Origin of the sequence: Streptomyces venetus, from assembly GCF_039540295.1 — a bacterium.
GTDB classification, from domain to species: domain Bacteria; phylum Actinomycetota; class Actinomycetes; order Streptomycetales; family Streptomycetaceae; genus Streptomyces; species Streptomyces venetus.
Genome location: NZ_BAABET010000013.1, coordinates 196,410 through 216,044 on the forward strand (window position 1 = coordinate 196,410; position 19,635 = coordinate 216,044).

The 19,635-nt window shown below is 72.8% G+C and carries 14 protein-coding genes and 1 pseudogene; 6 read left to right on the plus strand and 9 right to left on the minus strand.

What is annotated here, in order from left to right:
* Nucleotides 1–2,124, minus strand: a complete 2,124-nt coding sequence (locus tag ABEA82_RS34415; protein WP_345665662.1) for a SpoIIE family protein phosphatase — start codon at nt 2,122–2,124, stop codon at nt 1–3.
* Between the two features lie 350 nt (nt 2,125–2,474).
* On the opposite strand from ABEA82_RS34415, the gene ABEA82_RS34420 reads away from it, so the two are divergent.
* A complete protein-coding gene (locus tag ABEA82_RS34420) occupies nt 2,475–2,993 on the plus strand; it encodes an ankyrin repeat domain-containing protein (protein WP_345665663.1) in 519 nt (172 codons plus the stop codon).
* A gap of 37 nt (nt 2,994–3,030) precedes the next feature.
* Here the strand turns inward: ABEA82_RS34420 and ABEA82_RS34425 are convergent, their stop codons facing one another.
* Entirely contained in the window at nt 3,031–3,213 is a 183-nt protein-coding gene (locus ABEA82_RS34425; RefSeq protein ID WP_345665664.1) for a hypothetical protein, read from the minus strand.
* Nucleotides 3,214–3,446: 233 nt separating this feature from the next.
* Here ABEA82_RS34425 and ABEA82_RS34430 point away from each other — a divergent pair, with 233 nt between their 5' ends.
* From ABEA82_RS34430 to ABEA82_RS34440, 3 genes are all read left to right on the plus strand, one after another.
* Entirely contained in the window at nt 3,447–4,268 is an 822-nt protein-coding gene (locus ABEA82_RS34430; RefSeq protein ID WP_345665665.1) for a chitosanase, read from the plus strand.
* A gap of 119 nt (nt 4,269–4,387) precedes the next feature.
* Nucleotides 4,388–5,353 (plus strand): DMT family transporter, encoded by a 966-nt coding sequence (locus ABEA82_RS34435; protein ID WP_345665666.1) that lies wholly within the window; start codon nt 4,388–4,390, stop codon nt 5,351–5,353.
* A gap of 59 nt (nt 5,354–5,412) precedes the next feature.
* Nucleotides 5,413–7,650, plus strand: a complete 2,238-nt coding sequence (locus tag ABEA82_RS34440; RefSeq protein WP_345665667.1) for an MMPL family transporter — start codon at nt 5,413–5,415, stop codon at nt 7,648–7,650.
* Nucleotides 7,651–7,665: 15 nt separating this feature from the next.
* Here ABEA82_RS34440 and ABEA82_RS34445 read toward each other — a convergent pair whose 3' ends face one another.
* The 4 genes and pseudogenes from ABEA82_RS34445 to ABEA82_RS34460 form a co-directional block, all read right to left on the minus strand.
* A complete protein-coding gene (locus tag ABEA82_RS34445; RefSeq protein WP_345665668.1) occupies nt 7,666–8,430 on the minus strand; it encodes a sulfite exporter TauE/SafE family protein in 765 nt (254 codons plus the stop codon).
* Between the two features lie 203 nt (nt 8,431–8,633).
* Entirely contained in the window at nt 8,634–10,694 is a 2,061-nt protein-coding gene (locus ABEA82_RS34450) for a DUF1996 domain-containing protein (protein ID WP_345665669.1), read from the minus strand.
* Nucleotides 10,695–10,947: 253 nt separating this feature from the next.
* A complete protein-coding gene (locus ABEA82_RS34455; protein WP_345665670.1) occupies nt 10,948–11,628 on the minus strand; it encodes a lytic polysaccharide monooxygenase auxiliary activity family 9 protein in 681 nt (226 codons plus the stop codon).
* 170 nt (nt 11,629–11,798) lie between these two features.
* Nucleotides 11,799–12,137 (minus strand): annotated as a pseudogene (locus ABEA82_RS34460) (GNAT family N-acetyltransferase); the annotation flags it as partial.
* Between the two features lie 190 nt (nt 12,138–12,327).
* Between ABEA82_RS34460 and ABEA82_RS34465 the strand changes: the two are divergent.
* Nucleotides 12,328–13,371, plus strand: coding sequence for a YihY/virulence factor BrkB family protein (locus ABEA82_RS34465; RefSeq protein WP_345665671.1), 1,044 nt, complete (start codon nt 12,328–12,330; stop codon nt 13,369–13,371).
* A gap of 6 nt (nt 13,372–13,377) precedes the next feature.
* Here the strand turns inward: ABEA82_RS34465 and ABEA82_RS34470 are convergent, their stop codons facing one another.
* Nucleotides 13,378–13,830 carry a flavodoxin family protein gene (locus tag ABEA82_RS34470; RefSeq protein WP_345665672.1) on the minus strand — a complete coding sequence of 151 codons (453 nt, stop codon included), beginning with the start codon at nt 13,828–13,830 and terminating at the stop codon, nt 13,378–13,380.
* A 96-nt stretch (nt 13,831–13,926) separates the two neighbouring features.
* Between ABEA82_RS34470 and ABEA82_RS34475 the strand changes: the two genes are divergently transcribed.
* Nucleotides 13,927–14,376: an SRPBCC family protein gene (locus ABEA82_RS34475; RefSeq protein ID WP_345665673.1), complete on the plus strand. Its 450-nt coding sequence runs from the start codon at nt 13,927–13,929 to the stop codon at nt 14,374–14,376.
* A gap of 69 nt (nt 14,377–14,445) precedes the next feature.
* On the opposite strand, the gene ABEA82_RS34480 is transcribed toward ABEA82_RS34475, so the two are convergent.
* The gene (locus ABEA82_RS34480; RefSeq protein ID WP_345665674.1) at nt 14,446–18,783 is read right to left on the minus strand and encodes a cation-translocating P-type ATPase; all 4,338 of its coding nucleotides are present in this window, start codon (nt 18,781–18,783) and stop codon (nt 14,446–14,448) included.
* Between the two features lie 16 nt (nt 18,784–18,799).
* Nucleotides 18,800–19,372 (minus strand): hypothetical protein, encoded by a 573-nt coding sequence (locus ABEA82_RS34485; protein ID WP_345665675.1) that lies wholly within the window; start codon nt 19,370–19,372, stop codon nt 18,800–18,802.
* Between the last annotated feature and the right edge of the window lie 263 nt (nt 19,373–19,635).

Here is a 19,635-nt window from a genome sequence, read left to right on the forward strand (position 1 = left end):
TCACGCGGTGCCGTCGGCCCGCAGGAGGAGCACGGCGATGTCGTCGGTGTGCCGTCCGGTGGGCGCCGTGTGCCGGACGAGCCTGTCGATGAGCCGTTCCAGGTCCTGGCCGTCGCCGGCGTCCAGATGCCCGGCGAGGTCGGACGTGGTCCGGGTGGCGTCGGTACCGGGCAGCTCGACCAGCCCGTCCGTGTACAGGGCGAGGGTGGCACCGGGGAGCAGGGGCGCGCTGGTGACCGGGTAGTGGACAGCGGTGTCGATGCCCAGCAGCGGGCCGGGCTCGACGTCGAGGACACCGGCGGGGCGGCCGGCCGGGCGCAGCAGCGGAGGCACGTGTCCGGCGCTGGCGAAGGCCGCCTCCCGGCGGGCCAGGTCGAGATGGACGTAGAGGCAGGAGACGAGCAGTTCCGAGTCGAGGTCGCCCAGCAGCCGGTTGGTGCGGGCGAGAACCTGGTCGGGTGCGGCGCCCGCGGTGGCGTGTGCGTGGATGGCGGTGCGGACCTGGCCCATCAGCGCGGCGGAGGCGATGCTGTGTCCCTCCACGTCGCCGATGACGGCGGCCGCGGTCGAGCGGCCCAGGCGCAGGAGGTCGAAGAAGTCGCCACCGACCTCCAGTCCGTGACCGGTGGGCAGATAGCGGGCGGCGACCTGGAGCCCTGGGAGCCGGGGCAGGGCCCGGGGCAGCAGGGCGCGCTGGAGTTCGTGGACGAGACGGTGCTGGGCGTCGTAGAGCCGGGCGCGGTCGAGGGCCTGGGCGATCAGGCCGGACAGCGAGGTCAGGACGGCGCGCTCGTCGGCGGTGAAGGTGTGCGGGTGGTCGTAGGACAGGATGCAGCAGCCGACCGGCCGCCCCGAGATGATCAGTGGGAGGAACGCCCAGGCCTGTTTGCCGCTGATCTGAGGCGCCCTCGGGTAGGTGCCGGCCAGCTCCGCCGGGTCGGCGAAGAAGGCGGGGGCGCCGCTGGCCAGGACCTGGCCGGCCGGGGTGAGGTCCGTGTCGAGGGACAGGGCGTCCAGTCGTTCCATGACCTCGTCCGGGTAGCCGTGGTAGCCGGTGATCTTCAGACGGCCGGCGTCGGCAGCGGAGAGCACCATGCCCTGGGCCCGGAAGGCGGGCAGGATCTGGTGGGCGAGCAGTGCCACGAGGTCGTGCACGGTCACCGTTTCGGTGAGGGCGGCGGCCAGGTGCACCAGTTGGTAGAGGCGTCCCGTCGGTGCCGCCGCGGCGGCACGTGCGGGGGCGGGCGGTGGCGGGCCCTCGGTGCGTTCTGCGGTCGGGACGACTCGGACGCTGATGCCGCTGGTGTCGGGGTGGAGCTGGAAGGTCAGCCACTGGTCCGGCGGGCGGAGCGCGGTGAAGGACACGGGCGCCCGGCTGAGGACCGCCGTGCGGTAGTGGTCCTCGTAGACGGGGTCGTCCAGCCAGGACAGGGACTGCCAGGGCCGCGTGCCGAGCAACCGGTCGGCGTGGCGGCCCATGAGGCGGGCGGCGGTGGCGGTGACGAACGTGACGCGGCCCTCCAGGTCCAGGGCCAGGGCGCCTTCGGGGAGGCGTTCGAGGTAGTCGGCGGCGGCGAGGCCGGTCTGCACGGGGTGATGCGCCGCCTCGACGGGGACGATGCGCGGCTGGTCGGGCAGGGTGGGCGGCCGGGTGGCGTCGTCCAGCAGGCGTGCCATGCGGCGGGCGCTGGAGGCGAGGTGGCCGCGTTCGCGCGATGTGACCTCGCGGGGACGCGCCGCGGGCCACATCAGCACGATGCCGCCCCAGCGGCGCCGCACGCCGGTCAGCGGGACCGCGGCCAGGGCGAACGGGTAGGGCAGGACGGCGGCGGCCCGCGGGTAGCGGCGGGCCATCTCGTCCTGGCTGCCGATGGACACGAGTGTGTCGTCGTGGATGGCGTCGGTGACCGGGACGGGCGCGGTGAGGGGCAGGCGCTGCCACGGGGCGCTGAAAGCCACCGGCAGGCCGCACAGCGCCACCAGGCGCAGCACGGGCTCCGTCTCCTCGATCAGGTACAGGCCGCCGATGGAGGCGCCGGAACCGCGCACGGTGTCGGCCAGGGCCGCCCCCAGGGCGTCCTCCAGCGACCCGGCGCCCCTGGGCGGCTGGTTGCCTCCGGACATGTTGGCCTCCCGCTCTAACCCGGACGCTACGCCCAGCGGGGCGCGAGGGCATGTCGGTGCGCCTGTGCGCCCGGACCTGGCGGGGCCGGCGCGGCCTGCCGGCAGAATCGAGGGCCTGAGCGGCGACCGGGAGGCCGATCTTGCAGACTCTTTCATCGCGCGATGGCGCTGGCCGTCGCCGTCAGCGCGGCGATCCGGAGCGGCGATCTCCCCGGGCTCCGGCAGTTGCTCTCCGACCACCCCGGTCTGGCCGCCGCGCGCATCACCGAGCAGGGTGAGGACGGCAGGGGCACACACAGTCTGCTGCACGTCGCGACCGACTGGCCCGGTCACTTCCCCCCGGGCCCGAGGTGGTCGCCGCGCTGGTCGCCGCCGGGGCCGATCCCGACGCCCGGTTCGAGGGTGCGCACGCGGAGACACCGCTGCACTGGGCCGCCGGCAACGACGACGTGGCCGCCCTGGACGCGCTGCTCGCCGCCGGGGCCGACATCGAAGCCCCCGGCGCGGTGATCGCCGGCGGCACCCCGCTCGCCGACGCCCGCGCGTTCGGCCAGTGGCGGGCCGCGCACCGGCTCGTCGAGCACGGCGCGCGCACCACCCTCCAGGACGCCGCCACGATCGGCCTGCTGGACCGGGTCCAGGCGTATGTGGAGGCCGACGGGCGGCCGTCGCCCGACGAGATCACCAGCGCCTTCTGGGGTGCCTGCCACGGCGGTCACCTGGCCACCGCGCAGTACCTGCACCGGCACGGCGCGGACATCGACTGGTGCGGCTACGACGACAGGACCCCGCTCGACATGGCCCGCGCCCAGGACGCCGAGGATGTCGTGCGGTGGCTGCGCGGGCTGGGGGCGAAGAGCGGGTCGTAGCGGCGGCTCGCCCCGGCTCCGTGCGGAACCGGTCGCCTCACAAGCAGTAGCGCACCAGCCATTCGTCCTGGTTGTACGCGGTGCGCGCCGGGTCGGGGGCGGTGGCCGCCCGCTCCTCGACCATGTCCTCCACACGCACCGGCTCCGGCAGTGCCCCGAAACGGGCCCGGCGTACGGCGGCCTCCGCCTCGCTCCCCTGCTGCGACGTCGCGTCGTCCACGGCGATTCCCCTCTCCGGCCGGCTTCCGGCCGATCGGCCTCCCTGGGCAAAGAGTTGACGCGCGACGCGCGTGCATGGTTCCCGTGACATCGCTCAGCCGTGGACGTCGGCGGGCCATCCACCCCACGAACTTCGTGCCCGGCTGTTTCCTTCCCGACGCTCCAGTGATAGTAAACCTTCCTATCAGTTCTGCACGGCCCGCTCTTCCAACCCCCACCCCGCTTGGAGGCACCGTGAGACACCCCGCAACCCCGGCGGCGCGCCGCACCGTCCTGGCGCTGTTCGGCGCCGCCCTCGTGGCCACCCCGTGGCTGAAGCCGCCGCACGCCACGGCGTCCGTCCGGGCCGTCGGGCTCGACGACCCGGCGAAGAAGGAGATCGCCATGCGGCTCGTGTCGAGCGCGGAGAACTCCTCGCTCGACTGGAAGGCGCAGTACCCGTACATCGAGGACATCGGCGACGGCCGGGGCTACACCGCCGGCATCATCGGGTTCTGCTCCGGCACGGGCGACATGCTCGACCTCGTCGAGCTCTACACCGACCGCAAGCCCGGCAACGTCCTCGCGAAGTACCTGCCGGCGCTGCGCGAGGTCGACGGTTCCGACTCGCACGACGGGCTCGACCCCGGCTTCCCCGGCGACTGGCGCAGGGCGGCGCGGGACGACGTGTTCCGGCGGGCGCAGGACGACGAGCGCGACCGGGTGTACTTCGATCCGGCGGTGCGTCAAGGGAAGGCGGACGGGCTGCGGGTGCTCGGCCAGTTCGCGTACTACGACGCCATCGTGATGCACGGGGACGGCAGCGACCCGCTGAGCTTCCGCAACATCCGGGGGCGTGCCCTGCGCACGGCGAAGCCGCCGGCGCAGGGCGGTGACGAGGTGACCTACGTCGGCGCCTTCCTGGACGCCCGGGTGTGGGCCATGAAACAGGAGCCGGAGCACGACGACACGAGCCGGGTCGACACGGCCCAACGGGTCTTCCTGCGCAAGCGGAACCTCGACCTCGACCCGCCGCTGGACTGGAAGGTCTACGGCGACAGCTACCACATCGGCTGACCGCCGCCGACTCGCCGGAGCAGGCGCACCTCGTCCTGCTCCGGCGAGCCGATTGGTCCGTCAAGACGGTACGGAAGTGGACCTCCGGCCGGACCGCGGCGCTGCCTAACGTCGCCGGCATGTACGCCACCACCGCACGGGGAGCCCTGCTCGCCGCATTCGCGTGTGTCCTCGTCGGAGGGTCCTTCACGGCCAACAGCGTCCTGGCCGACTACCCGTACGCGGGCGGCCAGTTCCTGCGCTACGGGCTGGCCTGCTTGCTGCTGGTCCCGTGGGCCGGGAAGGGCGCGGCCGGCCGCCTGAGGGCGCTGGCGCCCCGTCAGTGGGTCCGGCTCGCCCTGCTCGCGGCGGTCGGCATGGTGGGTTTCAATCTGGCCGTCATCGCGGCGGAGCGCACCGCGGAACCCGCTGTTCCCGGTGTGTTCGTGGGCTGTGCGCCGGTGGTCGTCGCCGTGCTCGTGCCCCTCCTGGACGGGCGCAGGCCCGGGCGGGCCGTTCTGTACGGGGCGTTGCTCGTGGCCGTCGGCGCCTTCACCGTCCAGGGCTGGGGGCGTACGGACGGCGCCGGCATCGCCTTCTCCGTGTGTGCCCTGGCGGGGGAGGTCGGGTTCGCCGTGCTCGCCGTGCCTGTCCTGCGGCCCCTCGGGCCCCGGTTGCTCTCCGCCACGGTGTGCGCGGTCGCCGCGCTGGAGTCGGCGGTGGTCGCGGTGTCCTCCGACGGCACCGGATGGCTGCGACGACCGGACGGCGTCGAGGCCGCCGCGTTGCTGTGGCAGGCGGTGGTGGTCACCGTGGTCGGCTTCGTGTGCTGGTACATGGGCATGCAGCGGATCGGCGCCGAACGCGCCACGCTGTTCTCCGGCCTCATCCCGGTCGCGGCGGCGTGCACCGCCCCGCTCGTCGGCACCGGCTCCTTCGGCCTCGCCCAGGCGGCCGGCAGCGCGCTGGTGTGTCTCGGCGTCGCCCTGGGGTCGGGCGCACTGACACGGGCGGAGAGCGGACGGGCCACACCGCCGGCGGCCTCCTTTCGGGGGAACGGCAGCCCGCGGGGGCGTATCGACGCCGCGTCCGACATGCCGGAGTGATCCCGCGCGCATCTAATGGACGGCATCGAACGTCTCGGCCCACACGGGAGGCCACGTCCATGCCGCACACCCGCACCGGTGGAGGGACCGACAAGGCCGCGCGTGCGGGTGTGCTGCGGCGGCTGGGCGAGTGGTGCGCTCACCACTTCGTGGTCGTCATCCTCGCCTGGCTCGTGGCGCTGGTGGCTCTGCAGGTCGTCAGCCGTGAGTTCGGAGGGGCGTACTCGGACAACTTCAGCCTGCCCCAGGCGCAGGCCCAGAAGGGCCTGGACGTGCTGAAGGAGCACGATCCGCAGGCCGGCGGCTACAGCAGCCAGATCGTGATGCACGACGACCAGCAGCCCCTGACCGCGCTGAGCTCCCAGATGTCCACGACGGTCGCCGACCTGGAGAAGCTCCCGCACGTCCTGTCCGCCCAGAACCCCCTCTCCGCCCCGAGTTCGCCGAGTGGTCAGTCGCAGCAGAACGTGGGGCCGCTGTCGGACGACAAGAAGACGGCCTACATCACCGTCCGTTTCAACGTGCAGCCCTCGACGCTCGGCGGCGACTACCTCAACGGGGTCGACACCGCCGTGCAGCCGTTGCGGTCGGCCGGCGCGGAGGTCGAGTACGGCGGCCCACTGGGCGAACTGGCCCGGCCTGCCGCCGACGACCGGGTGAGCGAGCTGATCGGTTTCGGCGTGGCCATCGTCGTCCTGCTGGTCGGGTTCGGCAGCGTGATCGCCTCCGTCATCCCGCTGCTGAGCGCGCTGATCAGCGTCGTCGGCGGTCTCGCCATCCTCGGGCTGCTGGCGGCGGCCTTCACCTTCGCGACGGTCTCACCGACCCTGGCCACGATGATCGGCCTCGGTGTCGGGATCGACTACGCGCTGTTCATGCTCACCCGGCATCGGCAGAACCTCATCGACGGCATGGACCCGGTGCGGGCCGCCGGCCAGGCCGCGAGCACCAGCGGCCACGCCGTCCTCGTCTCCGGATGCACGGTCATCATCGCGCTGGCGGGCCTGTCCGCGTCCGGCGTCTCCTTCATCTCCCTGCTCGGGCTCGCCGCCGCCGTCACCGTCGTCTCGGCCGTCGCGGGCGCGCTCACCCTGGTACCGGCCCTGCTCGGCCTCATCGGCCGGCACATCGACCGCTACCACGTGCGCCGCCCCATCGCCGAGAGCGACGCCGAGGCGGGTGAGACGTCGCAGGGCACCTGGCACCGGTACGCGCAGCGGGTGGAGCGCAGGCCCCTGCGGTTCCTGTCCGGGGGTGTCGCCGTGGTCGTGATCCTCGCGATCCCGCTGTTCTCCATCCAGCTCGGCCACATCGGTGACGGCGCCGACCCGACCTCCTTCACGGACCGGCGGGCGTACGACCTGATGAGCGACGCCTTCGGGCCGGGCTCGAACGGCCCGCTCACGGTCGTCATCGACCAGACGGACGTACCGCAGTCGCAGCGCTCCGCCCTGGCGTCGAAGGCCCAGCAGACGCTCGACAAGGTCGAAGGCGCCGCCACCGTCACTCCCCTGACGCCCACACAGGACGGCGACGTCCTGATCGGCACGGTCTACTCGACCAAGTCCCCGCAGAACTCCGCGACCACGGACCTGACCAACCGTCTCGTCGACGACACGCTGCCGGACGCCGTCCAGGGCACGGACGCCAAGGGGTACGTCACCGGTACGACGGCGACACAGGTCGACTTCCGGAACATCGTCGCCGCCCAGCTGCCCGTGATCATCGCCGTCGTGGTGGGCCTGGCGTTCCTGATCATCCTGGCGGTGTTCCGGGGGCTGCTCGTCGCCGTCAAGGCGGCCGTCCTCAACGTGCTGTCCATCGCCGCCTCGTACGGGGTCGTCGTCGCGGTCTTCCAGTGGGGCTGGGGCGGTCCCGCACTCGGCGTCCACGGCAAGGTGCCCATCGAGAGCTACGTGCCGATGATGATGTTCGCCATCGTCTTCGGCCTCAGCATGGACTACGAGATCTTCCTCCTGTCGCGTGTCCACGAGGCCTGGCTCCGCACCAGGGACGCCAAGGGGTCCGTAGCGCACGCCCTGGAGATCACGGCCCGGGTCATCACCTGCGCCGCGCTGATCATGGTGAGCGTGTTCGCGGCGTTCCTCATCAGCGACAACATCGTGGTCAAGATGCTCGGCCTGGGGCTGGCCGTCAGCGTGCTCATCGACGCCACCGTCGTACGGCTGCTCATGGTGCCGGCCGTGATGACGCTGCTGGGGCCGCACGCCTGGTGGACGCCGCGATGGCTGGACCGGGTGCTGCCCCACATCGACGCCGAGGGCGGACGGGCCTAGCCCGCGACGCGGGTGTCATTGCAGCACCAGGTGGACCAGGGCGAGAGCGCCGACCGACACGATCAGGGTCCGCAGGACGGCGGGGCTGAAGCGGCGGCCCGTTCTGGCTCCGACGAGACCGCCGAGTGCGGATCCCGCGGCGATGAGCACGACGGCCGTCCAGTCGAAGTCGGCCCAGAAGAGGAAGAGCACGGCGGCGACGGTGTTCACGACGGCGGCCAGGACGTTCTTGACCGCGTTGAGCCGCTGGAGCGTGTCGTCGAGCAGCATGCCCATGAGGGAGACGTAGATGATCCCCTGCGCCGCGGAGAAGTAGCCGCCGTAGACGCTGGCGAGGGTCAGCCCGATGAACAGCAGCGGGCCACCGTCGCGGTGGACGGAACCGCCCTCACGGCGGCGACGGCGCACCCTTGCGGCGATCAGGGGCTGGCAGGCGACCAGGACGAGGGCGATGCCGACCAGGGCCGGGACGATCCGCTCGAAGGCCGACGCGGGCAGGGTCAGCAGCAGCACGGCACCCGTGAGGCCGCCCAGCACGGCACCGGTACCGAACCACAGGACGCGCCGCCGCTGCCCCTTCAGTTCCTCGCGGTAACCGATGATCGCGCTGATGGAGCCCGGGACGAGTCCGAGCCCGTTGGACACCGTGGCGGTGACCGGCGGCAGGCCGGTGGCGAGCAGCACGGGGAAGGTGATCAGTGTTCCCGACCCGACGACGGCGTTGACAGCGCCCGCGCCCGCACCGGCCCCGAACACGGCCACCATCTCCCCCGGCGTCATGCCGACCCTCCCCCGGCGGCAGCGCCGCGTGTCGCGTACTCGGTGATGTTCATGGGGTCACGCTAGAGGGCGGGCGGTTCGGCGGTCGCCGAAGGGTTCCGGCGACCGCATCGTGAAGCCTGGCCGGGCCCCGGCGGCACCGGAACGGCGGCAGGACCCGCGGGGGCCCTGCCGCCGTTCTTCGGTGTGCTGGTGACTCCGTGTCAGCCGCGCCTGACGCGACGGAGGACCACGAAGCCCGCGATGACCAGGACGGCGCCCGCCGCGCCCGGCCAGAGCTGGGCGCCGGTTTCGGCGAGGCCACCGCCGCCTACCGCCTGGGGCTCGGTCCGGGGCGGGACCGACGGGGTCGGGGCGGAACTGGTCGCGGTGCCGACCGCCTGGGACTGGCCGAGGCCGTCCGTGTCGTCACCCGTGTCGTCCTTCGCGCCGCCCTGTGCGTCGGCGCTCGCCGTCCCGGCCGCGATCGTCGCCCGCACCTCGGGGGCGCCGGTACCGGTGGCCTTGCCGCCCTGGTCCGCCTCGGGGGCCGGCTTGTTCGTCGCCTGCGGCTCGGAGGCACCGCCCTTCCCGTCCTCGTCGCCGTCGCCCGCGTCGGTGGGCTTTCCGCCGGCGTTTCCGCCCTGTGAGGCGTCAGGCGTGCGCGTGGGCTGCTCCTGCGGGGCATCGGGAGTCTTCGTCGGCTCCTCCTGCGGGGCCTCCGGCGTCTTCGTCGGCTCCTCCTGCGGGGCATCGGGAGTCTTCGTCGGCTCCTCCTGCGGGGCCTCCGGCGTCTTCGTCGGCTCCTCTCCGGAGCCGGGCTCCTCACCCGGCTCGGCACCCGCTCCGGCTCCGCACTTGCGGCCGTCGTTGATGCAGTCGACCATCTCCCGCATCAGACCCTCGTCGAAGACGTTGATGAAGTCGCCGTGGTCCGTGACCGGCTTGTGCAGCTGCTCCGGGAAGGAGTCCACCGCGAACAGCGGTGTCGTACGGCCGCCGTCCTCCAGGCTCGGCGCGTCGACGTCGTAGACGATGCGCTGGACCAGCTGCGGAACGGGCCGGAAACCGGACGGGCAGTTGCCCGCGGCGTCCACGAAGGCCATGTGCGTACGGTGGTTGGCGCTGTCGATGTTGCGGCCGTCCCAGCAGCTCTGGAACCTGAAGGTGCGCACGACGTCGCTGCCCTGCGGGCACAGCGGGTACTTGTCCTTCAGCTGCCGGTCCTCGAAGCCGGTGCAGCTCCACGAGGCGTTGGCGTTGGCCGGGCCGTTGACGAACGACTTGGCGTCGCCGGTGATGATGCGCAGCAGCCGCGGCATGGCGGTGACCTTGCCTCGGGGGTTTCCCTCGAAGTTCAGCGTGACCTGCTTGGGCGTGACGATCTCGCCGGCATTGCCTTCGATGCCGCCGCCGGGCTTCTCGGCGTCCTGCTCCCGGCTGCCGTTCTGGAGGCGCAGGACGGGCCAGTAGTAGGAGGACTTGTCGCCCTCGTCGGCGCAGCTGGTCTCGGCGTTCGCGAGGTCCTGGTCGGCGGCGAAGGCGTTGTTCGCCTGGTTGCCGACGTAGTCGTGGAAGTGGTGGGCGCCGTTGGTGACACCCGGGGCGGCGATGATGTTGTCGGAGTTGAACAGGCCGTTCTCGTTCACTCCGCAGTCGGTGGCGAAGGTGCCGCGGGAGGCCTGCTCCTCCTGACGAGGGCCGCCGGCACCCGGCTGAACGCTCGTGATGGGTGCGAAGTCGGCCGCGACGGGACCGTTGCCGGCCTGGCCGCCGTTGTTGCCCTGCCCCTGGCCGCCGCCCTGCTGGTCCTGGCCGCCGCCGCCCTGCTCCTGGCCGGGCTGCTGGTCGCCTTCTCCGTCCTGGCCTTCGCCCTGCGCGGGGGCCTGGTTGCCGGAGTCCCGTACCGCGCAGGCCGCGAGGGCGTCGAGCCCTGCGGGACGGTCCCCGACGCGGTCGATGGCGATCGCGATGCGTTCGAGGGTCGCGGCCCGCTTGTCCTTCAGTGGGTTCATGATGGCGTTGCCGGCGAAGTCCGGGTCCTGCTGCGCCTGTTGCGCCGACTCGCTCAGCCGCTGGTAGGCCTTGGCGATCTGCTCGTCCAGGAGGGCGAGTTCCTTGTCGACCTCCGCCCTCGCCTGCTCGGGCACCGAGGTCAGCCGGCTGCCGACGTCGGGGCAGTCGATCGTGGTGCCCGCGGTCCGAACCCCCGTGCCGGACCGCGTCCGGGCGGGATCGGTGCCCGAACCGCCGTCCGTGGCCGAGGCGTAGACATTCGCCGCCATCAGGCCGCCTCCGCCCAGGATCAGCGCGACTGCGGCGAAGGTCGCGCGCCGTGGGCCTGTAGGGCGTCTTCGCGTGTTGCGTCCCAAGGGTGCTCTCCTGCGCTTGTGGCGTGCGGGGCACAAAAATCCCCTCGCCCCATACGCACGGGAGCGCCTGAGCGTTCAAGCCTTTCGAGGATTCTTCGGAAACTCTCAGGAAGCACACAGGACCCGAGCCCCCGCCGGACCACATCGCCCGGCGGGGAGCCGCAGGTCAGCGGAAGTTCACGTCACTGCACAGGAAGTAGGTCTGGTCCATGTGCGAGGCCTGCCAGACCGTGTAGACGACGTGCCGGCCGCTCAGCCCCGAAGTGCTCACCGGGATCTCGTAGTTCTGACTGGGCGCGTACCTGCCGGTGCGCGCGACGAGCCGGAGGTCGTTCCACGTCAACGGCTGGGTGGTGGGGTCGAAGCCCTGCCGTGTGACGTACACCAGGAAGTAGTCGGCGCCGTGACTGGCCTGGTCGTACAGCTTGACGGTGAAGTTGCCGGAGATGTCGGTCGTCTTCCAGGCGCCCACCGTGTCGAGGGAGTTGTACCGGCCGCCCTCGGTGCGTCCGCCGCTGCACAGCTGCCCGTTGGGGACCACGGCCTGGAAGTTGCCCGCGGAGCCGTTGCGGTACAGGCCGTTCCAGTTCCACATGGCGTTGGGGTTGTCCTGCCACGCCTGCCAGCACATGGGGTCCAGCCGGGCCATCTCGGGGTTCTGGAAGTCGCTGCCCCAGCGCAGCCAGCAGCCGTAGTTGCGGGAGGCGGGGTCGACGACCGAGCCGTGGGCGACGGCCGTTCCGCTCCACGGGATCAGGCTCAGCAGTGCGGCGACCAGCACGCTCAGGACGAGCGCCAGACGTGACCGGGCCGCACGCCGAGGCGCATCATGACCATGACAATTCATGATCTCCTTCTTTCGGATGTGGGGGTTGTCGGTGCTTCGTGGGGAGCGCGGCAACGCGTGGGAGCGCTCCCGCAGTGCACAGGCTGCGCCCGATGCCCCCGGTCGGCAACCGGTCGATTGCGCCACTTCCCCACCGTCTGGCGCGTTCCATGCGTTCGACGGACGAGCCGTCAGAGCCGGTCGAGCTCCTTCGTGGCGCGTCCGAGGTAGGTGGCCGACCCCGGCTCCGGGACGTCGAGCCGGTGGAAGCCCAACCGGTCGTAGAAGGCTCCGGCCAGGGTGTTGGCGGTGGCCATGACGAGGTGGACCGCCGGCACTCCGCGGTCCTGGAGCGCCTGGAGGAACGTCCGCGTCAGACGGCGTCCGTGACCACTGCCCTGCCACTGCGGCAGCAGGTCGATGTGCAGGTGCGCGGGGTATGCGGCCAGTTCGGGGACCACCATCCGCTCGGGGTGGTGCAATGCGCGGTGCGGACGCAGATGTTGTCGAGAGCCGGGCGGTCCTGGGGGCGGTAGGGGCGGATGGACGGGGAGGTGGTCATGGCGGCATCGTGGGCGGCGTGGGAGCGCTCACAAAACCCGGTCCGGGAAGCGGTGCGCCGAAGCGACTCGGGCTCACCTGCGGGGCGGCTCCCTCGGGTGGCCCACTCCGGCACGCGTGGCCCGGCTTAAGGGCATCGCCCGGGGTTACCCGGTTCACATGGTGAAGCTGCATGTTCCGGGACGGAAAGAACACCACGAGCCCGAGACCCCGCCGGAGGACCCCGGTCCGGACCCCGAGGTGGAACGGGCCGCGCCTGACACACCGAGCGAGCTGCCCCGGAAGTCCTGGGGTGCGGTGCTGAAGGGGAGCCTGCGGGAGTTCCAGGACGACGAGCTGACCGACCGGGCGGCGGCGCTGACGTACTACGGAGTCCTGGCGATGTTCCCGGCGCTGCTGGTGCTGGTGTCGATCCTGGGCCTCACCGGCAGGTCGACCACGGACAAGGTGCTCGACAACGTCCGGCAGCTCGCCCCCGGTTCGGCCCGCGACATCATCACCCGGGCCGTCGAGCAGTTGCAGGGCAACGCCGGTGTCGGCTCCCTGATGGCCGTCGTCGGCCTCGTCCTCGCGGTGTGGTCGGCCTCCGGCTACGTGGGGGCGTTCATCCGCTCCGCCAACGCCGTCTACGACATCCCCGAGGGCCGGCCGGTGTGGAAGCTGCTGCCGGTGCGGGTGGGGGTGACGGTCGTACTCATGGTGCTGGCCGTGTTCAGCGCGCTGATCGTCGTGTTCACGGGCGCGCTGGCCCAGCGGGCCGGGTCGACTCTCGGGATCGGCGACACCGCGCTGACGGTGTGGTCGATCGCCAAATGGCCCGTCCTGGTCGTACTGGTCACGATCATGATCGCGATCCTGTACTGGGCCACCCCGAACGCCAAGGTGAAGGGGTTCCGCTGGATCACGCCGGGAAGTGTGCTGGCCCTGCTGATCTGGCTGGTGGCGTCCGCCGGTTTCGCGGTCTACGTCGCCAACTTCGCCTCGTACAACAAGACCTACGGCACGATGGCGGGTGTCATCGTCTTCCTGGTGTGGCTGTGGATCACCAACCTGGCGATCCTGCTGGGCCTGGAGTTCGACGCGGAGACGGTGCGGCAGCGGGCCATCGCCGGCGGTCATCCGCCGGAGGCCGAGCCGTACACCCAGCCGCGCGACACCCAGGCCTGGGACGAACAGGACCGGCGCCGCGTGGAAGAGACCTGACCCGCTTCAGCCCATGAGCCCGGCGGCGACCGTCGCCCCCAGTTCCCAGCACCTCTCGACGTCGTTCTTGTCCGGCTCGCCCGTCACGGTGACGGCCTCCGCGGTGCGGCGCCAGTCGAGGCCCTTGGTGATCGACTCGATGCCCCGCACCGCCCCCGTGACGTCGTTCCCGCCGTGCACCCAGTAGCCGAAGGGGCGGCCGCGGGTCGCGTCCAGGCAGGGGTAGTAGACCTGGTCGAAGAAGTGCTTGAGAGCGCCCGACATGTAGCCGAGGTTCGCGGGGGTGCCGAGGAGGTAGCCGTCGGCGGCGAGGACGTCGGAGGCGGTGGCGGACAGCGCCGGTGCACGGACGACCCGCACGCCCTCGATCTCGGGGTCCGTCGCGCCGGAGACGACGGCTTCGAACAGCGCCTGGCAGTTGGGCGACGGCGTGTGATGGACGATCAGCAAGGTGGCCACGTCGCCCGAGCCTACAAGTCGTGAGGATCAGGAGTGAGCGGCGCGAGATCTGGTACCCGGCCGTCGCTCTCCGTACGAGAAAGGGAGGTAACCGCCTTGTCCCAGGTAGAGGAATCCATCGAGGTCCGCGTCCCGGTGCACACCGCGTACAACCAGTGGACGCAGTTCGAGACGTTCCCCGAGTTCATGGACGGTGTCGAGCGGATCGAGCAGCGCACCGACACCCTGACGCACTGGGTGACGAAGGTCGGCGGCCAGGAGCGGGAGTTCGACGCGGAGATCACCGAGCAGGTTCCCGACGAGCGCGTCGCCTGGACGACCGTGAGCGGCGAGTCCAGGCAGGCCGGTGTGGTGACCTTCCACCGCATCCAGGACGACACGACCAAGGTCATGCTTCAGATGGACTTCGACCCCAGTGGCGTGGCCGAGACGGTGGGCGACAAACTGGGGTTCGTCAAGCGGCAGGTCTCCGGTGATCTGGAGCGGTTCAAGCGGTTCATGGAGGCCCGTGGGACGGAAACGGGCGCCTGGCGCGGCGAGGTCTGAGCCGGGGCAGGAGAGGGCGGCCGCCACCACGCGCGCGTGGTGGCGGCCGCCCTTGTTCCCGTTCGCCGGTCACGCCGGTACCGGCCGGGCGATGCCGCTCCTGAACGGTTCCCTGGCTCGCTGGGTGAGGTCGCCCAGGCGCAGGGCGAGTCGGGTCATGGTCTCGTAGAAGCGGTGCACGGCCTGGAGGCGTTCCAGGCGCGGGGCCAGCGCCGAGAGGGCGATGGCCAGGGCGACGCCCGCCCAGGCCACGGGCCCGAGCGGGGTGCAGCCGAAGAAGTGGCTGACGCCAGGGGTCTGGACGAGGGCGACGAGCACGGCGGCGGAACCGAGGGCGGTGACCCAGACCAGCGGGCTGTGACGCCGGCCGTAGAGCGTCTGCGCGAGCTGCGCGCCCACCACACCGCACAACGCCATGGTGGTGGACCGGCGTTCGGTGCCGGGGGTGAGGCGGCCGATGAGGTACGCCGTGACCGCGCCGAAGCAGGTGGTGATGCCGCGCCGCCGGATCGAGCGCAACAGGGGCGCGCCGAGGGCGTCGAGGCCCATCGGGCCGCTCGCGGCGTGGTCCGCCGTCGAGGGATCGTCGCTCGGGGTGACCGCCACCGCCATCGCCGGGAACATGTCCGTGAGCAGGTTGACCAGCAGCAGCTGACGGGTGGACAGGGGCGAGGCGCCGGCCAGCAGGGTGCCCAGGATGCTGAAGCCGACCTCGCCGGCGTTGCCGCCGATGAGGATGCTCACCGCGTCGGCGACGCTGCGCCACAGGGCCCTGCCCTCGGCGACCGCGTCGACCAGGACGGACAGGTCGCCGGTCGTGAGCACCAGATCGGCGGCGTTGCGGGCCGCCGCGGAGCCGCGGGCCTCGATGCCGACGCCGACGTCGGCGGCGCGGATGGCGGCGGCGTCGTTGGCGCCGTCGCCCGCCATCGCCACGACCCGGCCGGCCTGTTGCAGGGCCTCCACGACGTGCAGCTTCTGCTCGGGTGCGACCCGGGCCACCACGCCCCCGCCGCGCAGGACCCGGCCCCGTTCGCGGCGCTCCATGGCGACCAGTTCGTCGCCGGTGACCACTTCGGTCTCCTCCGGCCAGCCCAGTTGCAGGGCGATCGCGCGGGCGGTCTCCGGGTGGTCGCCGGTGAGCATCACGGGCAGGATGCCGGAGCGGCGCAGTTCCGCCAGCAGTGCCTGCGAGGTGTCGCGGGGGACGTCGGCGAGCGCGATCAGCCCGCTGAACTCCAGGTCGGCGAGGGGCGCGTCGAGTTCGGCCTCGGCGTCGCCGGCCCGGCAGGGGCGGCGGGCGACGGCGAGGACGCGCAGACCTTGCCCGGCCAGTTCGTGGGCGGTGTCGGTCGTGTGGCCGGGCAGGTCCCGGCAGGCGGGCAGGATCGTCTCGGGGGCGCCCTTGACGACGAGGACGTCACCGAGGTCCGGATCGCCGTCGCGGCCGACGGCCGCGGCGTAGCCCCGGCTGGCTTCGAAGGGCAGCTCCCCGGTCGGTGTCCAGCCCTCGTCGGGCGGGGCGACGTCGAGGACGGCCTCGTCGGTGGCGTGCGCGACGCGGCGGCCCTGTCCCGTCTCCTCCTGCGGGCAGGCGCGGGCGGCCAGGCGCAGGATCGGTGCGGCCTCTTCGCTGTCCACCTCGAGGACGGTGCCCTCGGCGGTGGCGACGCGGACCAGGCGCAGCCGGTTCTCGGTGAGGGTGCCGGTCTTGTCGAAGCAGACGGTGTCGACCCGTCCGAGCGCCTCCAGGGTGCGCGGGGTGCGGACCAGGACGCCGCGCCGGGACAGCCGGCGGGCCGCCGCCATCTGCGCGACCGTCGCCACCAGCGGGAGGCCCTCGGGGACGGCGGCGACGGCGACCGCGACTCCGCCGCTGACGGCGCGCCGTACGGGGCTGCCGCGCAGCAGGGAGAGCCCGGTCACGGCCACGCCGCCCGTGAGGGTCCCCGGCAGCGCCTTGCGGGTCAGCTCCTGGAGCCGGGCCTGCACGCCGGCCGGCGGCGGGGTGCGGGCGGCCAGGGTGACGGCGCGGCCCGCCTCGGTCTGCTCGCCGGTGGCCACGACGAGCGCGGTGGCGTTCCCGGCCACCACGGTCGTGCCCTCGAACACCATGCAGGAGCGCTGTGCCACCGGGGCGCCGGGAGTGGCGTCGGGGGCCTTGGTGACCGGCAGCGACTCGCCGGTGAGCGCCGACTCGTCGACCTCCAGTCCGTCGATGTCGAGCAGCCGCGCGTCGGCCGGTACGACGTCGCCGGCGCCGAGGGTGATCTCGTCCCCGGGCCGCAGCCTGGCCGCGTCGACGGTGACCGTGCGCGTGCGGCCTTCCCGTCTGCGGGCCTTGGGTTGCTGGCGGGCGGCCAGCCGGGCCAGTGCCTGCTCGGCGCGCAGCCGTTGGAGTCCGCCGGTCACTGCGTTGAGGTCCATGGCGCCGACCACCAGCAGCGCGTCGACGAGCGAGCCGAGCAGCGCGGAGGCCACGGCGCCCGTGGCCAGGACCGGGGTGAGCGGATCGTCGAGTTCGCGGCGTACGGCGCCGGCCGCCTGCCAGGTCCAGCGGGCGGGGGTGAGCAGGGGGTGGCCGGCCAGCTGTGCCGCCTGCTGTCGTGAGCGGTCGGCGAGCAGGGCGATGCCGCGAGGCTCCTCGTCGGTGCCGGTGGGCCCCAGCCGGTCGCGGGCCTCGTCGGCCTCCAGGGCGTGCCAGGGGATGTGCAGCCGGGGCGGGGGCGGGGTGGCCCGGGCCACCCGGGTGGCTTCCAGCCAGCCGGCGAGCAGGGCGTTCGCGGCGGCGATGTTGACGGGCGCGTGCCGGGTGAGGGGCCAGAGGCCGGGCCGGCGCGGTGCCTGTCCGCCGCGGGCGACCAGGAGACCGGACAGGGCCGCGCCCGCGCGGGCCAGCGTCTGCGAGCGGCGCCCGACGCGCCGGGCCGCGGGGATCGCGGTCAACAGCCGCCAGACGTCGGCGAGTCCGCCCGGGGCCAGGGCGTCGGCGCCCCACGAGACGGCCGTCCGGCCGTCGGTGAGGGCGATGGCCACGTCACCGGCGGGCAGCCCGGCCGCCACGTGCCCCTCGCCGGACTCGCTCAGCCGGGCCACGGTCACCACCACGTGAGCGTCGTCCTGAAGGGCTCGTACGACGTCGGTCAGGGTCTTCCCGCTCGGGGCGATCTCGTCGGCGAGCCGGGTGATGTCCTTCAGGTCGGAGCCGCCCACGATCACGACATGCAGTCCTGCCCGTCGGGCGGCGTCGAGGACGGCCTCGGCGAAGGGGTCGACCGGGTCGTCGGGCAGGCCGTCGGAGTCCTGGCCGGCCGTGGAGCGCCGGCTGCGCAGGGCGTCGGCGTGCAGGACGAGGGCGTCGGCGATCTCCAGTTGCCGCAGGCGCTCCCCACTGCGCACGAGGATCCCGGAGCGGGCGAGGAAGGTGCCGAGGGTCGCGTTGAAGGCGGCCGGGCCGTACCGGGCCGCCTTCGGGGATCCGGCCAGGAGCGCTTCGGCCGCGTCCGTCGCGGCATGCGTGACGAGGAGGGCTGCGGCTGCGCCGGCGAGGCTGCCGGTGCTCGCGTGGGACGCGTACTCCTGGGCGGGGGTCACCCGCAGCGGCGGACGGGTGCCGGTGGGGTAGGGCAGGCTGGTGCGCCCCTCCAGGACGAGGTCGTCGTGCAGCGCCTCGAAGGCCGCGGCCCTGGACACGGCCTCGGTGAGCTGGGCGCTGCGCAGCACCCCGTCGAGGACGAGCGCCAGCGGGGTCTGTCCGGCCCCGTGGGCGGCGGCGTTGGCGGCGGCGAGGACGACTTCCGTGCCGAACCTGCCGAACCGCTGCTGGAGGAGCGCTCGGAAGCGGGGATTCTCCCGCAGCAGCGTGACGCTGGCGGTGACGACGCGTGAGGTGGGCGGCAGGCGCAGGGACCGGCCGGTCAGGGCACCCGCCGCGCCGGCGGCGTCCAGCAGGATCGCCGCCGTGGTCGCGCGCACCTCGCCCGGGTCTCCCGGGTGGGTGGCCTCCTGGGCGACCGGGTCGGCGCCCTCGCTCAGACCGAAACGGGCGGCGAGCTCGGCGGCCCGTTCGGTGACGAGGTCGGTGGCGGCGTCCTCGGCGGCGGTGATGACCAGGCGGGACAGTCCCTCGTCCCAGTACGCCGTGACCACGTCCGGGTGTTCGAGCAGTTCCCAGGCGACCTTGCGGGCGAGAGGCCCCACGTCGCCCTCGGCCCGCCGCAGGGCGACGTGGACGCGCTGCCCCGCCGTCCAGTGCTGTCCGCCGGTCAGGGCGTTGCGCGCGACGTTGCGGACGCGGCGGGTGGTGCCGTAGACGGACGTCACCGTCCGGGCAGTGCTGCGGGCGGCGCCTGCGGCCGCCCCGGCCACGGCCCCGACGAGCGGGGCGGCGTCGAAGCGTGTGAACATCTGCTGTTGTCCCGACTCAGCCGGTGGACCGGCTGTCGTGTCCGTCCCGGTCGGCCTGCTCCCGGTCGTGCTCCTCGGCGTGCGGGCCGTGGTGCGTGGCCTCGGCGACCTGTTTCAGTGCGGAGGCGGTGGCGGTGTCGCCCACTTTGGCGGGTTGTTCGTGGACGTGCTGTTCCGGTGGGTCGTGCCGGTAGTGGGACGAGGCGAGCTTGTCGCCGGGGCCGTACGACGAGGTGTCCGGCTCGGCCTCCGCGTCGGTCCCGGGGCGGCGTTCGCGGGTCCGGACGGCCTGCGTGCCGCCGTTCGACGGCGCACCGTCGGGCTCCTGCCCGGGCCGCGGGCGGGTCAGCCAGGCGACGGCCGCGCCGGTCAGCGCGACCGGCCACTCCACCACTCCGGCCACGCCGAGCACACCGGCACCGGCGTACACGGCCATCCGGCGGCCGCGCGGCGACACCGCTTCTATCCGCTCCAGAGTGCCCCCGGCCACCTTGCCCACCTGCCCCGCCCCCGGCAGATGCCTCAGTCCCGAGGCGACGGCCCGCAATGGCTGCGGAAGATCGGGCGAACGTGCTGTCTCCTGGTTCATGTCGACCTCCACGAGCGCGTTGTCCAGCGGCTTCAACCGACTTCCCGGCCTTTTGCCCCATATTCCGCCTTTATGGGAGTGAACGCTTGTCGTGCGCGGCCCGTGGCCCGTGGGGCGGCCCTCATGGGGAGGAGGGTGCGGCTGCCCGGTAGATCCATCGGCGCCGCGGGTGACCGGACCGGACGGGGCGTCCCGGACGGGCGGATCGGACATGCGGACCGGACAGGGCGTCCCGCACGGGCGGACCGTGCCCGAAAACGGCC

Excerpts from the sequence above, each read along its gene's own strand:
- ABEA82_RS34415 (WP_345665662.1), bottom strand. The coding sequence starts at position 2,124 with ATGTCCGGAGGCAACCAGCCGCCCAGGGGCGCCGGGTCGCTGGAGGAC.
- ABEA82_RS34435 (WP_345665666.1), top strand. The coding sequence starts at position 4,388 with ATGTACGCCACCACCGCACGGGGAGCCCTGCTCGCCGCATTCGCGTGT.
- ABEA82_RS34440 (WP_345665667.1), top strand. The coding sequence starts at position 5,413 with ATGCCGCACACCCGCACCGGTGGAGGGACCGACAAGGCCGCGCGTGCG.
- ABEA82_RS34445 (WP_345665668.1), bottom strand. The coding sequence starts at position 8,430 with ATGACGCCGGGGGAGATGGTGGCCGTGTTCGGGGCCGGTGCGGGCGCG.
- ABEA82_RS34450 (WP_345665669.1), bottom strand. The coding sequence starts at position 10,694 with ATGGCGGCGAATGTCTACGCCTCGGCCACGGACGGCGGTTCGGGCACC.
- ABEA82_RS34455 (WP_345665670.1), bottom strand. The coding sequence starts at position 11,628 with ATGAATTGTCATGGTCATGATGCGCCTCGGCGTGCGGCCCGGTCACGT.
- ABEA82_RS34465 (WP_345665671.1), top strand. The coding sequence starts at position 12,328 with ATGGTGAAGCTGCATGTTCCGGGACGGAAAGAACACCACGAGCCCGAG.
- ABEA82_RS34480 (WP_345665674.1), bottom strand. The coding sequence starts at position 18,783 with ATGTTCACACGCTTCGACGCCGCCCCGCTCGTCGGGGCCGTGGCCGGG.
- ABEA82_RS34485 (WP_345665675.1), bottom strand. The coding sequence starts at position 19,372 with ATGAACCAGGAGACAGCACGTTCGCCCGATCTTCCGCAGCCATTGCGG.